10 protein-coding genes, 1 pseudogene and 2 riboswitches are annotated in these 14,366 nt (G+C 72.3%); of the genes and pseudogenes, 5 read left to right on the top strand and 6 right to left on the bottom strand.

Annotation, left to right across the window (positions count from 1 at the left end; genetic code table 11):
* Entirely contained in the window at positions 1-633 is a 633-nt protein-coding gene (locus CP978_RS30465) for a TetR/AcrR family transcriptional regulator (protein ID WP_043446196.1), read from the bottom strand.
* A gap of 221 nt (positions 634-854) precedes the next feature.
* On the opposite strand from CP978_RS30465, the gene CP978_RS30470 reads away from it, so the two are divergent.
* Positions 855-3,806 carry a SpoIIE family protein phosphatase gene (locus CP978_RS30470; protein ID WP_227745517.1) on the top strand — a complete coding sequence of 984 codons (2,952 nt, stop codon included), beginning with the start codon at positions 855-857 and terminating at the stop codon, positions 3,804-3,806.
* A gap of 30 nt (positions 3,807-3,836) precedes the next feature.
* On the opposite strand, the gene CP978_RS30475 is transcribed toward CP978_RS30470, so the two are convergent.
* Complete coding sequence (locus CP978_RS30475; RefSeq protein WP_043446199.1) at positions 3,837-4,403, bottom strand: cysteine hydrolase family protein; 567 nt, start codon at positions 4,401-4,403, stop codon at positions 3,837-3,839.
* 79 nt (positions 4,404-4,482) lie between these two features.
* Complete coding sequence (locus CP978_RS30480; RefSeq protein WP_052454389.1) at positions 4,483-5,373, bottom strand: LLM class F420-dependent oxidoreductase; 891 nt, start codon at positions 5,371-5,373, stop codon at positions 4,483-4,485.
* Between the two features lie 190 nt (positions 5,374-5,563).
* A riboswitch (cobalamin riboswitch) is annotated at positions 5,564-5,719 on the top strand.
* A gap of 35 nt (positions 5,720-5,754) precedes the next feature.
* Here CP978_RS30480 and CP978_RS30485 point away from each other — a divergent pair.
* Complete coding sequence (locus CP978_RS30485; protein ID WP_043446203.1) at positions 5,755-5,976, top strand: CbtB domain-containing protein; 222 nt, start codon at positions 5,755-5,757, stop codon at positions 5,974-5,976.
* Positions 5,977-5,995: 19 nt separating this feature from the next.
* On the top strand, positions 5,996-6,754 hold the full coding sequence (locus CP978_RS30490; protein ID WP_043446207.1) for a CbtA family protein: 759 nt from the start codon (positions 5,996-5,998) through the stop codon (positions 6,752-6,754).
* A gap of 119 nt (positions 6,755-6,873) precedes the next feature.
* On the opposite strand, the gene CP978_RS30495 is transcribed toward CP978_RS30490, so the two are convergent.
* Entirely contained in the window at positions 6,874-7,458 is a 585-nt protein-coding gene (locus CP978_RS30495; RefSeq protein ID WP_043446210.1) for a histidine phosphatase family protein, read from the bottom strand.
* Between the two features lie 71 nt (positions 7,459-7,529).
* Positions 7,530-8,969 (bottom strand): short-chain fatty acyl-CoA regulator family protein, encoded by a 1,440-nt coding sequence (locus tag CP978_RS30500; protein ID WP_043446213.1) that lies wholly within the window; start codon positions 8,967-8,969, stop codon positions 7,530-7,532.
* A gap of 273 nt (positions 8,970-9,242) precedes the next feature.
* Here CP978_RS30500 and CP978_RS30505 point away from each other — a divergent pair, with 273 nt between their 5' ends.
* Both CP978_RS30505 and CP978_RS30510 read left to right on the top strand, forming a co-directional pair.
* Positions 9,243-10,763: an MmgE/PrpD family protein gene (locus CP978_RS30505; RefSeq protein ID WP_043446216.1), complete on the top strand. Its 1,521-nt coding sequence runs from the start codon at positions 9,243-9,245 to the stop codon at positions 10,761-10,763.
* A pseudogene (locus tag CP978_RS30510) lies at positions 10,673-11,023 on the top strand (citrate/2-methylcitrate synthase); the annotation flags it as partial. The gene CP978_RS30505 and the pseudogene CP978_RS30510, both read left to right, overlap by 91 nt.
* Positions 11,024-11,456: 433 nt before the next feature.
* Here CP978_RS30510 and metE read toward each other — a convergent pair.
* The gene (metE, locus tag CP978_RS30515; protein ID WP_043446221.1) at positions 11,457-13,775 is read right to left on the bottom strand and encodes a 5-methyltetrahydropteroyltriglutamate--homocysteine S-methyltransferase; all 2,319 of its coding nucleotides are present in this window, start codon (positions 13,773-13,775) and stop codon (positions 11,457-11,459) included.
* Between the two features lie 167 nt (positions 13,776-13,942).
* Positions 13,943-14,163, bottom strand: a riboswitch (cobalamin riboswitch).
* Positions 14,164-14,366 lie beyond the last annotated feature (203 nt).

Here is a 14,366-nt window from a genome sequence, read left to right on the forward strand (position 1 = left end):
TCAGCGCACCGGATCGAGGAGCAGCCCTCCGACCACGATGTCCACGACCTCGTCGGCGAGCTGCCGCAGGTCCTCCGGGGACTGTCCCTCGATCCGGTGGAACCACATGTCGACGGCATTGAGGCTGCACAGCAGAGTCCGCGCGGCCAGTTTCGCGCGCACGGGACGGACGGTGCCGTCGGCGATACCGTCCTCGACGACCTGGAGGAAAAGGTTCTCGTACTCGGCCCGCAGCACATTGAGCGTGTCCAGCGCCTTTCGCTGACGCGGCTTCAACGCGGTCGAGGACTGTTCGCGTACTCCGAGATGAACGACATGGTGATACGCGAGATTCGTCATGAGATTCATGACGTGCTGCGTGGACATCGCGATGAGTCTCTCCCGCCCGCTCCCGGTGGCCCGGGCCAGCGGCTCCACCTGTTCCCGGACGGTGCGCATACCGTGCTCGTACGCGGCCAGGAAAATATCGAATTTCGAACGGAAGTGGTAGTAGATCAAGCCCTTGGTGGCCCCGACGCTTTCGGCGATGTCATCGATGGCGACACCGAAACCCTGCTCCATGAACGCCTCGGCCGCGGCATCCAGAATGCGGCGCTTGGCATGGTCGATTTCGACGCCGTCCGCGACTGCCATCCAGGTCCTTCTTCCGTCAGGTAGGTGTCCGGTGCGCGTGTTCCAGGGTGCTGCCCCAAAGATGATACTGCCTAGTATTTCAGGTCAGAAACGGGGAGCGGGGCCGTGCCCCGCGTGATGAGGCGGTGCCGGGCGGCGGCGGCCTGGCTGGCCCGCCGTGGGGGTGGGACGCGCGAGGCATATGAGCGCCATGAGATTAAAATGATCCCCATAGATGAGGCATGGCATTTTTGTCCGATGTGCGCGCCTGGCTGGGCGGCGGAGACGTCACGGTGGAGAAGGCAGCCATGGAGGAGCCCTGGGTGGCGGACCGGATACGGCTCCTGGACCGTGCCGGCCAGGGCCTGTGCGGGGCGGAGGCCCTGCGGCTCGCGCTGGAGCAGGCGGTGGCAGGCCTCGGCGGGCTGGGCGGCATGGTGCACCGGTCCGCGGGCGGGGCCGTCCCGGGGCTGCGCCTGGTGGAGACCGTCGGACTGCCGCAGGACGCCCTCGACGCATGGCGGGACATCCGCCTCGATGCGGATACCCCGCCCGTCCGGGCGCTGCGCGACGGCGCTCCGGTATGGCTCCCCGTGCCTCCGCTGGGACCGGGCGGCCTGCCCGACCGCACCGGTGTGGCGGCCGTGCCGTTCCCTGCCTCCGGGAAGGCGCCCGGGGTGCTGTCCGTGCTCACGGCGGGACCGCGCCCGCCGACCCCGGGACAGTGGGCCCTCCTGGAAGCCGTCGCCCGCTGGGCCGCCGCACGGTCACCGGACTCCCGTCCCGGGCCCGAAGGGGAGCCGCAGCCGAGCCGCTCCCCGGTGCAGCAGGCCCGCGACGCGGTCAAGGTGGGGGCCTGGTGGTGGGACCTCCGCACCGGCAAGGTCGTCTTCGACGAGGCGATGGAGGACATCGTCGGCCTCGCCCCCGGGGTCTTCGACGAGCGGGTCGAGACCTGGCGGGCACTGGTCCACCCCGAGGACCTCCCGGGCGTGGTGGCCCAGATCGACGAGGGGCTGCGGGAGAGGGCCGAGCGCGGCATCAAATACCGGGTGATCCGCCCGGACGGCACGGTGCGCTGGGTGGAGTCGCGCATGTGCCCGCTTCCCCGCGGTGACGGCGAACCGGACCGGGTCGTCGGGCGGCTGTGGGAGACCAGCGAGTCCCATACGGGCCTGGAATCGGTGGGCCATGCCCTGCGCCATATGACCGACGGCTTCTTCGCCGTCGGCCCGGACTGGCGGGTGCTGTATGTCAATGAACGGGCCGAGCAGGTGCTCGGTACCGCCGAGGACACCGTGGGACACGTGCTGTGGGACCTTCCGGCAGCCCGGTTGCCCGGTCTCGAGGAGAACTGCCGTCGCGCGGCGGCCGACCGCACCCCGGTCGACCTGGAGGTGCAGCTGCCCTCCGACGGACGCCGGTACCATGTGCGGCTGATCCCGGTACCCGACGTACTGACCTTCTACTTCACCGATGTCACCGACGAGCGGCGGCAGCAGGAGGAGTACGAGGTCGCGGAGCGGCGGGCGACCGAGCGCGCCCTGCTGATCGGCCGGCTGACGGAGGCGCTCGCCGAGGCCCTGACCGTCGAGGACGTGGTCTCCGCGGCCGCCGACCGGGTGCTGCCCCTGTTCGGTGCCAGCGGCCTGGCGCTGCACGCCCTGGACGGAGACCGGATCAGAGCGGTCAGGGCGATCGGCTACCCCGACAGATTCTTCGAGCTGCTCGCCAGCCGGGACGTCCTGAAGGACCATCCCCTGCTGGACGCCCTGCGGGACGGCACCCCCAGGTTCGTCACCTCCCCGGAGCACTTCCGCAAGGAGTACCCCCTGTCGGCCGACTTCTCGCTCAAGGGAGGCAAGAAAGCCTGGGCCTTCCTTCCCCTCCTCGTCTCCGGCCGGCCGGTCGGCGCCTGTGTCGTCTCCTTCGACCAGCCCCGCCGGCTCACCGGCGAGGAGCGAACCCTGATCATCGCCCTCAGCGGGATGATCGCCCAGGCGCTGGCGAGCGCCCGGCTCTACGACGCCGAGCACGGCCGTGCCCAGCAGCTCCAACGCGGTCTGCTGCCGCGCGCCCTGCCGTCCCTGCCAGCCGTGGCCACCGCCGCGCGCTACCTCCCGGCGGGAGCCGGCACGCTGGGCGGCGACTGGTACGACGTCATCCCGCTCTCCGCCGACCGGGTGGCCCTGGTCATCGGCGACGTCATGGGTCATGGACTCCCCGAGGCCGCCGCCATGGGACGGCTGCGCACCGCCGTGCACACCCTGGCCGGACTGGAACTGGCGCCCGACGAACTCTTCACCCACCTCGACGACGTGGTCGGCGACCTCGGCGACGACTTCTACGCCACCTGTCTGTACGCCCTGTACGACCCGGTCAGCGGCCTGTGCACGCTGGCCTGCGCCGGACATCCCCCGCCGGTGGTGGTGCGCCCCGACGGCTCGGTGCACCTGCTGGACACGGCCGTCAACCCGCCCCTCGGCGCGGCCGCGCCCCCCTTCGAGACCACCGAGATGAGGCTCCCCGAGGGCAGTCTGCTGGTCATGTACACCGACGGTGTGGTGGAGTCGGCCGAGCGCGACATCGACCGGGGCGTCGCCGAGCTGTCCGGACTCCTCGCCCGGGACCCGGCCGCCGCGCCCTCGGCCTCCACGACGGCCGGGGGCAAGGACGAGACGGACCGCCTCGAAGCCCTCTGCGATTCCCTGGTCTCCGCCCTGCTGCCCCATCAGGAACACATCAGCGACGACGCCGCGCTGCTCGTCGCCCGGCTGCACGCCCTGCCGCAGGAGGACGTGGCGGTGTGGACCCTCCCCGAGGGCCCGCTCGCGGCGGGACGGGCGCGGGAGCACGTCCGCGCCCGGCTCGCCGACTGGCACCTCGACGAACTGGTGACGACCACCGAACTGATCGCCAGCGAACTGGTCGGCAATGTGGTCCGCCACGCCAAGGGCCCGGTGCAGATCCGACTGCTCCGCAGCCGCACCCTCACCTGTGAGGTCTCGGACGGCAGTCTCACCACGCCGCGCATCCGCCGGGCCGGCGAGACCGACGAGGGCGGCCGAGGACTCCAGCTCGTCGCCGCGCTCAGCCAACGCTGGGGCACCCGCCAGATCCCCAACGGCAAGTGCATCTGGACCGAGCAGACGCTGCCCGAGCACCCTGCCGACGGATCCACCGGGGCCGGGTAGTCATCACCGGTCCGCCGTACCCCCGGCCGCTCAGCCCCCGTCGCGCGCCGCGAAGGACACCTCCGCCGTGGTGACGGTCCCCCCGCGGCGCCCCGGTGCGCGCTGCTCCCCCCAGTAGAGATTGGTGTGCGCGATCACCTGCTCCGGTGCGGGCGCACCGTACGCGGTGAGGTCCTCCGTGGTGTGCGCGTCGCCGACCAGAGTGACGTCATAGCCGCGTACGAAAGCCCCATGGAGGGTCGAGCGGATGCAGGCGTCGGTCTGGGCGCCCGTGACGACGAGCCGGCCCACCCCGCGCTCGGCGAGCACCGACCCCAGATCGGTGTCCTCGAAGGAGTCCGTGTAGCGCTTGTGGACGACCGGCTCCTCCGCACGGCGGACCAGCTTCGGCACGAACTGCCAGGACTCGCTGCCCCGTTCCAGCTCGGCGTCGGAGTGCTGCACCCACACCACGGGCACGTCCTGCGCGCGAGCCCGGTCGATCAGGGTGCTGATGTTGGTGACCACACCGTCGAGGTCGTGGCAGTGCTCCACCACCCCGTTCTGGACGTCGATGACGAGCAGCGCGGTGTGCGGCCGGTCGGGCAGGGTCGTCATGGGATCTCCCGTTCTTGTGAGGGAACCTGGGCGGTCGGTTGCCACCGTAGGCCGGGGCACTGACAACGCCGGTCGCCCGTCAGCGCAGCAGCTCCGCCAGACGGCGCCAGGCGGCCCGGGGGAGCGCGTCACGGGGGCCGTCGTCGACCAACTGGAGCGCCACATGGTCCGCGCCCGCCGCATGGAAGGCCTCGATCCGCTCCCGGATCCGCTGCTCGTCGCCCCAGGCGAACAGCGCGTCGATCAACTGGTCGCTGCCCCCGTTCGTGAGGTCGTCCTCGGTGAACCCGAACCGGAGGAACATGTTGGTGTAGTTCGGCAGCGTCAGATAGAGGGCGAGGGCCTGACGGGCCGTCGCCCGTGCCCGCTCCGGGTCCGTGTCCAGGACCACCTTGGCCTCCGGAGCCAGCAGCGGGGCGTCGCCCAGGATCCCCCGGGCCAGGGTGGTGTGCTCTGGCGTCACCAGATACGGGTGCGCACCGGCGGCCCGGTCCCGGGACAGCTCCAGCATCTTCGGGCCGAGCGCCGCCAGGACACGGCTTTCGGCGGGCACCCCGGCGGCGTCGAGCGCGTCGAGGTACTCGACCATGGCCGAGTACGGGCGGCGATAGCGGTCCGTCAGCCGGGCGTGGCTCACACCCAGGCCGAGCAGAAAGCGCCCGGGATGCGACGTCTCCAGCGCGTCGAAGCGTGCCGCGGTCTCGGCCGCCTCGTACTGCCAGATGCTCTGGATGCCGGTCGCCACGACGAGACGTGAGGTCGCCCCGAGGAGCGGAACCGCGTGCTCCACGCCGCTGCTGCCGCCCAGCCAGACCGCCCCGAAGCCGAGTTCCTCCAGTTCGGCGGCGGCCTCGGCCAGTTCGCCGCGCCGGGCGGGGTCCTCCGAGCGCAGTCCCAGACTCCAGATGCCGTACCGCCCCACGCTCGCCTTCAGCCTGTTCCCGCCGCCCGTGCTCGTGCCGTCGCCCATCGGTCCCGATCCCTCCGTGCTCGTCGTCCTGCCGTGCCCCGGATCCACTCGATCACAGCCGACCCCAACGGGCGGGCAGCCCCGCGTATTCCACGCCGGAGGTACTCCGAGTGAGGCATCCCGGCCCGGCGACGACGCCCCCCGGTCACCTGGTGCGAGAAGAAGATCACGGCAGCCGAGGACGGTCTTGGCCATGCACCCGACACGCGGTACCGTCTCCTCGAAATCGACGACGGCGAGACGGAAGCCGGTGAAAGTCCGGCACGGTCGCGCCACTGTGTACGAGCACCCCGTGCGGCGGGGTGGTTCGTGAGTCAGACCCGTGGCCGTCGTCCTGTGCACCACCGAGATGGGACGCGAACTCCCAGAGGAGGTCCTGCCATGGCGCAGACCGTCGCCCAGCCGACAGCCACCACCCCCGTCGTTCCCGCCACGCTGCCGCTGAAGGCGATAGCTCCCTGGGCCGTCTTCTTCGGCATCCTGATGCTGGTCCTGCTGTACTTCGTCGGCGCCGAACAGGGCGCCACCTCCGTGTTCAGCGGCACGGACGTGCACGAATGGGTGCACGACGCCCGCCACCTGCTCGGCTTCCCCTGCCACTGATCCGGAGGACGCCGCGCCCATGAACTCCGCAACGGTAAGAAACCTCCTTGTGCGGGGCATGCTCGCCGGCCTGGCCGCCGGTGTGCTCGCCCTGATCGTCGCCTACTTCCTGGGCGAACCGAGCGTCGACAGTGCCATCGGTTTCGAGGAGGCCCACGCACACGGCCATGAGCACGAGGTCGAGGTCGTCTCCCGCTCCCTGCAGTCCACCGCCGGTCTGGCCACCGGTGTGCTGGTCTACGGGGTCGCCTTCGGCGGCATCGCCGCTCTCGCCTACTGCTTCGCGCTCGGCCGTGTCGGCCGCTTCACCGCGCGGGCGACCGCGCTGCTGCTGTCCGGCTGCGCGCTGCTGGCCGTTTATGTCGTGCCGTTCCTGAAGTACCCGGCCAACCCGCCGTCGGTCGGCGAGCCCGACACCATCGGCAAGCGGACCACCCTGTACTTCCTGATGATGGTGCTCAGCGTGCTGCTCGCGATCGCCGCCACCCTGGTGGGCAAGCAGCTCGCACCCCGGCTGGGCACCTGGTACGCCAGCGTCGCCGCGGCGGCCGGCTTCCTGGTGGTGATCGGTCTGGCGTACGCCTTCCTGCCGACCGTCAACGAGGTGCCGAAGGACTTCCCGGCCGCCCTGCTGTGGCGGTTCCGGCTCTCCGCCCTGGCCACGCAGATCACACTGTGGGGCGCCTTCGGCCTGCTCTTCGGTGAGGCGGCCGAGCGGCTGCTGAACCCCAGGCCGGCGACAGCCGCCGCGGGCCGGGCGGTCGCCGCATCGAGCTGACGCGACCCGAGACACGAGAGGGCCCCGGACGCGGAAGCGCACGGGGCCCTCTTCTGTTGCCCCGGGTGCCGGCGAGCCACGCCCACCGGCCCGCCCGCGACGGCCCGTGCGCCTCCGGGTCAGCGACCGGTCCCCGGCGCGTCCAGGGGGCGGCCGAGCCGCAGATTCCAGCGGCCGACCCGTCCGGTCAGCTCGGTCGCGGTCAGCGGCGGCACATCGAGGCGCCAGAACGCCGGCGTGCCCGCGCCCAGCACATGGACCACCGCGGCCCGCACGACCTCCGGTTCCACCACGGCGAGCGTGTGCCCCTGCGCCGGGGCCGAGGCGTCCAGCCATCGCGCGACCCGGCCACAGATGTCCTGCACCGACTCCCCGCCGTGCGGGGCGGCGGCCGGGTCGGCGAGCCAGCGGGCCACCGCCTCCGGTTCCGCGGCGGCGACCTCGTCCAGGGTCCGGCCCCGCCAGCGGCCGACCTCCAGACCCGTCAGTTCCCGCGCCTCCACGGCGTCCAGGCCGAGGGCCCCCGCCGTCTCCCGGCAGCGCACGGTAGGGGAGACCAGCACCCGGCCGGCCTCGCGCAGGGCGCCCGCCGCCGCACGGGCCCGCGCCGCACCGCCGGCGTCGATCGAGTCCCCGTCGTCGAAGCGGGCCCGCCGCAGCGAGGGGCTCGTGGCGGGCGAGATGAGAGTGACACGGCTGGTCACGCGGTCGTTCCTCCATCGGTCGCGGTCGTTCCTCCGGACGGCGGCCGGTGCCGCCGTCGTCCCCTTCGCGGTCAAGGGCCGTGGGTCTCCACCGGATACGGCACATAGGTACGGCGGTCGGGGTCGATGGAGAGCCGTCCGCCGGCCGGGGGACGGGCTCGCTGGGCACAGTCGCGGCGTTCGCAGATCCGGCAGCCCAGACCGATCGGGGTGGCCGCACGGGGATCGTCCAGCGCGATGCCCTGGGCGTAGACCAGCCGGTGCGCGTGGCGCAGTTCGCAGCCGAGCGCCAGGGCGAACTCGGCACGCGGCGCCTGGTGCCCGAAACCACCCCGGGTGATGGTCCGCGCGATCCAGAAGTACCGCTTGCCGTCCGGCATCTCGGCCACCTGGGTGAGGATGCGGCCCGGCGCCGAGAACGCCTCGTACACCGTCCACAGCGGGCAGGTGCCGCCCAGCCGTGAGAAGTGGAAGTCGGTCGCGGACTGCCGTTTGGAGATGTTGCCGGCCCGGTCGACCCGGAGGAACGAGAAGGGCACGCCCCGCCGGCCGGTCCGTTGCAGGGTGCTCAGCCGGTGGCAGACGGTCTCGAAGCCGACGCCGAAGCGGGCGGACAGCAGCTCGATGTCGTAGCGCACGTCCTCGGCGGCGGTGTGGAAGGCGGTGTACGGCATCAACAGGGCGCCCGCGAAGTAGTTCGCCAGGCCGATCCGGGCCAGCGCCGCCGACTCCGGGGAGGTGAGCTCCGTCGCGCTGTCGGCGAGCTGCCCGAGCAGCGGACCGTGCTCCAGCAGGGCCAGCTGGGTGGCGAGCTGGAAGGCGCGCTGGCCGTCGCTGAGCCACGGGGACAGAAACAGCAGCCCCGTGTCCGGGTCGAAGCGGCGCGCGTCACCGGAGCGGCTCTGCGCGGCCTGGACCACCCGCACCCCGTGCCGTCCGGCGAGCCGCGCGGTGAGCGGGTCGGCGGCCCGGCCCGGCCGCAGCTCCAAGGCCTCGACGGCGTGCTCGGCCTCGGTGTCCAGCGGCTCGAAGTGGTTGTGATGGGCGTAGAAGAAGTCCCGCACCTCGTCGTGCGGTTCCCCGGGCGGCAGCAGGGGGCCCGTGCCGGGCGAGGCGAGGGCGGCGGCCTGCTCCGCGGCCTCGCGGTAGCGGCGGTGCAGGGCGACCAGGGCGCGCGCCACTTCCGGGTGGTCGCGGGCCGCCTCGGCGATCTCCTCGGTGGCCGGCAGCGGCACCCCGCAGGCCTCGTCGGCGAGCGCGGCCCGCAGATCGGCGGAGAGCCGGTCCTCCTCGGCCTCCGAGAAGAACTCCGCGTCCACGCCGAAGACCTCGGCGATCCGCAGCAGGATCGGGGCGGTCAGCGGACGTTGACTCTGCTCGATCTGGTTGGCGTAGCTGGTGGAGATGGCGAGCGCGCGGGCCATGTCCACCTGGTTCATACCGCGCTCGCGGCGCAGCCGACGCAGCTTCGCATGGGCGTAGACCTTCCGGCCCGCCGTTCTCCCGGCCATGGCGCACCTCCTCGTGCCGTCCCGCCGCACGCCGTACCCGCAGCCCCGGGTCGTACGCGGTCACAGGTCGTGCCCGAGGCCGCACACCCGAACCGGCGACGTATCTGCGAAATTATCATCCGCAGTCTTCGCAGGATTCGCAGATTCGCAGCCCCGGGCTGTAGGGAATCCGCAGCGGGGAGCGGTGGCCCCACGGGCGGCCACGGGGCAGTCTCGATCACATCGGTACCCCGTCGGCACCGTCCGGCATCGTGCGAAATCCTGAGGAGTCCCGTGATCGAGCACCGCGTCCGAGTCCACCCCAGCGCCGACCGGCTGCCCCGCGAGGACCAGCTCGCCTGGAAACTCGCGGCCGTGGCCACCGGCACCGAGGAGCTGGACGTCGACAGCGCCGCCATGGCCGTCAACCGGGTCGTCGACAACGCCTCGGTCGCCGTCGCCTCCCTGCTGCGCCGCCCGGTCGCCGTCGCCCGCGCCCAGGCCACCGCCCACCCGGCGGGCGGACCCGGCGCCACCGTCTTCGGCACCCGCACCCGGGTCTCCCCGGAGTGGGCCGCCTGGGCCAACGGCACCGCCGTGCGCGAACTGGACTTCCACGACACCTATCTGGCGGCCGACTACTCCCACCCCGGCGACAACATCCCGCCCCTGCTCGCCGTCGCCCAGCACACCGGACGCACCGGCGCCGATCTGCTGCGCGGCATCGTCGCCGCCTACGAGATCCATGTCGCCCTGGTCAAGGGCATCTGCCTGCACGAACACCGCATCGACCATGTGGCCCACCTGAGCGCGGCCACCGCCTGCGGCCTCGGCGCCCTGCTGCGGCTGCCGACCGGGACGGTGTACCAGGCCGTGCAGCAGGCGGTGCACACCACCACCGCCACCCGGCAGTCCCGCAAGGGCGAGATCTCCAGCTGGAAGGCTTACGCGCCCGCCTTCGCCGGCAAGGCCGCGATCGAGGCGGTGGACCGGGCGATGCGCGGCGAGACCTCCCCGTCCCCGGTCTACGAGGGCGAGGACGGCTTCCTGGCCTGGATGCTCGACGGCCCGGAGGCCGACTACACCGTGCTGCTGCCCGGGCCCGGCGAGCCCCGGCGCGCGATCCTCGACACCTACACCAAGGAGCACTCCGCCGAGTACCAGGCCCAGGCGATCATCGACCTGGCACGCCGGATGCGGGAGAAGACCGGCCCGCTCGACCGGGTGCGCTCCGTCGTCCTGCACACCAGCCATCACACCCACCATGTCATCGGCTCCGGCGCGAACGACCCGCAGAAGTACGACCCCACCGCCAGCCGTGAGACCCTCGACCACTCGGTGCCGTACATCTTCGCCGTCGCCCTCCAGGACGGCACCTGGCACCATGAGCGCTCCTACGCCCCCGAGCGCGCCCGGCGCCCCGAGACCGTCGACCTCTGGCGGAAGATCACCACGGTCGAGGACCCGGAGTGGACCCGCCGCTACCACGACCCCGACGCCGACCGCCGTGCCTTCGGCGGCCGAGCGGTGATCACCCTGGACGACGGCACGGTGATCGAGGACGAACTCGCCGTCGCCGACGCCCACCCGGCCGGTGCCCGTCCCTTCGACCGCCCCGCCTACGCCCGCAAGTTCCGCACCCTGACCGAGGGGATCGTCGCCCCGGCCGAGCAGGACCGCTTCCTGGCGTCCGCCGAGCACCTCGCGGAGCTGGGCAGCGCCGATCTCGACGGACTGTTCCCGGCCGTCGACACCGGGGCCGTCGCCGCCAGGCCCTCGACCGCCTGGTGGCCCGCGCCGCCTCCCCCGAGGTGACCCGGCTGGCCACCCTGCACGCGGCGCTGCGCCGTGCGATGCTCGCCCGCAAGGGCATCCACCCCAACCTGGACTACCCGGCCGGGCTCGCCTACCACCTGATGGGCTTCGACACCCCGACGTTCACACCGATCTTCGTGATGAGCCGCATCACCGGCTGGACCGCCCACATCACCGAACAGCTCGCCCACAACGCCCTCATCCGCCCGCTGGCCTCCTACGACGGCCCGGCGCAGCGGCCGGTGCCGACAGGGTCGTGACGGTCCCGGTCCCCGGGCGGCCGGGTACCGAGGCCGACATGTACGAACCTTGGGCGGGGCGCGCGTCTCCACGCGCGCCCCGCCCTTTTCGGCCGTACCGGTACCGGGGCGCCGCCCACGCGGGCCGTCGCCCGCGTGCCCTGCCTCGTTCGGTCCGTATCGGTTTCCCGGCGGTGACCGGTCTTCCGGCCGGTGGGCCGGTGTGTCGTCCCCGGGAGATCCCGGTCGCTTGTGAGGTGCCGGGTGCCGGGGGCGTCGCCCGCGCGGGCGGTTGTCCAGGTGCCCTGTCCGGTTCGGTCCGCACCGGTCCCTCGGTGGTCACCGGTCTCCTGGCCGGCAGGCTCCGGTCCCGTCCGCCGGGAGATCCCGGTACCTTGTCACGCGTCGGGCGCCGGGGCGCATGATGCGCCCCGGCGCCCGACGGCCGTGCGGGTCAGGACGCGGACAGTTCCTCGCGGACCGTGCGGGCCGCGGCGACCAGGTTCTCCAGGGAGGCCCGGGTCTCGGGCCAGCCGCGGGTCTTCAGACCGCAGTCGGGGTTGACCCACAGCCGCTCTGCGGGGATGGCCTCCAGACCGGTGCGCAGCAGTTCGGCGGCCTCCTCGCTGCCGGGCACCCGGGGGGAGTGGATGTCGTACACACCGGGTCCGGCCTCGCGCGGGTAGCCGTGCGCGGCCAGTTCGCGGGCGACCTGCATATGCGAGCGGGCGGCCTCGAGGCTGATGACATCGGCGTCGAGGTCGTCGATGGCCCGCACGATGTCGCCGAACTCGGCGTAGCACATATGGGTGTGGATCTGGGTGTCCGGACGGACCCCGCCGGTGGTGAGCCGGAACGCCTCCGTCGCCCAGGCGAGATAGGCCTCGCGCTCGTCGGCGCGCAGCGGCAGGGTCTCCCGCAGCGCGGGCTCGTCGACCTGGATCACGGAGGTCCCGGCCGTCTCCAGGTCCTCGACCTCGTCGCGCAGGGCGAGCGCCACCTGGCGGGCGGTCTCGGCCAGGGGCTGGTCGTCCCGTACGAAGGACCAGGCGAGCATGGTGACCGGCCCGGTGAGCATGCCCTTGACCGGGCGGTCCGTCAGGGACTGGGCGTAGGTCGTCCAGCGCACCGTCATCGGCTCGGGCCGTGAGATGTCACCGGCCAGGACCGGCGGGCGCACATACCGGGTGCCGTAGGACTGGACCCAGCCGTGCCGGGTGGCGAGATAGCCGGTGAGCTGCTCGGCGAAGTACTGGACCATGTCGTTGCGCTCGGCCTCGCCGTGCACCAGCACGTCCAGCCCGGTCTTCTCCTGGAAGGCGATGACCTCCCGGATCTCGGCCTTGATGCGCTCCTCGTACTCGGGCGTGCCGATGCGCCCGGTGCGCAGGTCGGCGCGGGCGGAGCGCAGCTCACCGGTCTGCGGGAAGGAGCCGATCGTGGTGGTGGGCAGCAACGGCAGGCCGAGGTGGGCGCGCTGGGCGGCGGAGCGCTCGGCGTAGGGCTGCGAGCGGCGCGCGTCGGCGTCGGTGACGGCCGCGGCGCGGGCCCGGACGGCCGGGTCGTGGGTGATGGGGGAGTCGGCGCGGGAGGCCAGATCGGCCCGGTTGGCCGACAGTTCGGCGGCGATGGCGTCCGTGCCGTGGGAGAGGCCCTTGGCGAGGGTGACGATCTCGTCGGTCTTCTGCCGGGCGAAGGCGAGCCAGCGCCGGATCTGCGGCTCGATGTCGTGCTCGGTGCTCGCGTCGAGAGGGACGTGCAGCAAGGAGCAGGAGGCCGACACATCGACCCGGTCGGCCAGACCCAGCAGGGTGCCGAGCGTGGACAGGGACTTCTCCAGGTCGTTGACCCAGATGTTGCGGCCGTTGACGATGCCGGCGACCAGCCGCTTGCCGGGGAGCCCGCCGACGGCGGCGAGCGCGTCCAGGTTGGCGGCGGCGGACTCGGTGAAGTCCAGGGCGAGGCCCTCGACCGGGGCCTTGGCGAGCACCGGCAGGGCGTCGCCCAGCCGGTCGAAGTAGGAGGCGACCAGCAGCTTCGGCCGCTCGGTGAGCGCGCCGAGGCCCTGGTAGGCGCGCGCGGCGGCATCCAGTTCGCCCGGGGTGCGGTCCTGCACCAGGGCCGGCTCGTCGAGCTGTACCCACTCGGCGCCCGCCGCCCGCAGATCGGCCAGCACCTCCGCGTACACGGGCAGCAGCCGGTCGAGAAGGGAGAGCGGCTCGAAGTCGGCGGCCACACCGGGCGCGGGCTTGGCCAGCAGAAGATAGGTGACGGGGCCGACGAGGACCGGCCGGGCCGAAAGACCCAGCGCGCGGGCCTCCGCCAGCTCTGCGACCTGCCGGGCGGAGTCCGCCGTGAACACCGTGTCCGGGCCCAGCTCCGGGACCAGATAGTGGTAGTTGGTGTCGAACCACTTGGTCATCTCCAGCGGCGCGACCTCCTGGGTGCCGCGCGCCATCGCGAAGTAGCCGTCCAGCGCGTCCGCCTCGACGGCGGCCCGGTGGCGCTCGGGGATCGCGCCGACCATGACCGTGGTGTCCAGGACATGGTCGTAGTACGAGAAGTCACCGGTCGGCACCTCGTGGAGGCCGGCCTCGGCGAGCTGCCGCCAGTTGTCGGTGCGCAGTCCGGCCGCGGTGGCCTTCAGGGCGTCGGCGGTGACGCGGCCCTTCCAGTAGCCCTCGATCGCCTTCTTCAGTTCCCGGTCCGGGCCCTGCCGGGGGTAGCCGTACACGGTGGCCCGTGCTGCCGCGTCTGCGGACTTGATGGTCACGGAGATCTCCTTCGCGAGATGAATCCCTGAGATCCCGGGGACGGGACGAGAACGCGAAGGGGTGACGAACGGGACACCGTGATCGTGTGCGACACGCACACGGTCATCGGTCCTGTCCGTACGCCGACCCGCCCTCGAAGGTCACCGGGATGTCCGCGCACGAGTGGTTCGCACACGGTCAGCGGGCAGGTCTTCGGACTCGCGGGCGCGTCCTCGTCGAGAGGACACCTAGTGGCCGTCGCTTCCCAGGCCCTTCTCACGGGGCCCAGTGCGTATGACGGCGGTCGTTCCCGCTCACCGCTGCGGGGCAGTCCCGGATTCCCACCGGGTTCCCTCTTGCGACGCTCCCGCCTGGCTGACGGGGCGAACCAGCTGCACCGGTCAGCGTACGGGGCCGGATGCGGTAGGTCGGGCAACCGTCCGGCATACGGACGCGAGGATGGGACAGGTGGGCGGACGCCGGGCTCCGCCCGTCGGCGGCCGGCGAGCGATGTGATGGGACCACGGCGACCTGGATATTTGCGTATGGACGCAATGACGGGCACACTCTTGGAGTCGGGTCCCGCGTGCCTCCCGGCACGACCGGGGCGG

Origin of the sequence: Streptomyces nodosus (assembly GCF_008704995.1) — a bacterium.
GTDB lineage: Bacteria > Actinomycetota > Actinomycetes > Streptomycetales > Streptomycetaceae > Streptomyces > Streptomyces nodosus.

Excerpts from the sequence above, each read along its gene's own strand:
- CP978_RS30485 (WP_043446203.1), top strand. The coding sequence starts at position 5,755 with ATGGCGCAGACCGTCGCCCAGCCGACAGCCACCACCCCCGTCGTTCCC.
- CP978_RS30470 (WP_227745517.1), top strand. The coding sequence starts at position 855 with ATGGCATTTTTGTCCGATGTGCGCGCCTGGCTGGGCGGCGGAGACGTC.
- CP978_RS30500 (WP_043446213.1), bottom strand. The coding sequence starts at position 8,969 with ATGGCCGGGAGAACGGCGGGCCGGAAGGTCTACGCCCATGCGAAGCTG.
- CP978_RS30490 (WP_043446207.1), top strand. The coding sequence starts at position 5,996 with ATGAACTCCGCAACGGTAAGAAACCTCCTTGTGCGGGGCATGCTCGCC.
- CP978_RS30480 (WP_052454389.1), bottom strand. The coding sequence starts at position 5,373 with ATGGGCGACGGCACGAGCACGGGCGGCGGGAACAGGCTGAAGGCGAGC.
- CP978_RS30465 (WP_043446196.1), bottom strand. The coding sequence starts at position 633 with ATGGCAGTCGCGGACGGCGTCGAAATCGACCATGCCAAGCGCCGCATT.
- CP978_RS30475 (WP_043446199.1), bottom strand. The coding sequence starts at position 4,403 with ATGACGACCCTGCCCGACCGGCCGCACACCGCGCTGCTCGTCATCGAC.